General features: G+C 65.5%; 1 protein-coding gene. It reads left to right on the top strand.

Features of this window, described 5'->3' with window-relative positions; all coding sequences use genetic code 11:
• Window positions 1-14: 14 nt before the first annotated feature.
• Window positions 15-223, top strand: a 209-nt coding sequence (locus FRY97_RS23435; RefSeq protein WP_211356980.1) for a DUF7507 domain-containing protein, incomplete at its 3' end; no start/stop codon positions are given.

Here is a 223-nt window from a genome sequence, read left to right on the forward strand (position 1 = left end):
CAGACGATGAGACGGTGACTGCACGGCAGGAGCCATCCATCGCTCTTTCGAAGACAGCGGACATGCCGACCTACAGCGCTGCGGGGGATGTGGTCACCTACACCTTCGAGGTGACGAACACGGGGAACGTCAGTCTGAGCGGTGTGCGCATAGACGACGCCCTGACGGGCAGCGCAGCCCTTCCGGTCACGCCCTCGTCCCTGTCGCCGGGCGAGACGGGCAC

This window comes from Phaeodactylibacter luteus (assembly GCF_007993045.1).
Classification (GTDB): domain Bacteria; phylum Bacteroidota; class Bacteroidia; order Chitinophagales; family Saprospiraceae; genus Phaeodactylibacter; species Phaeodactylibacter luteus.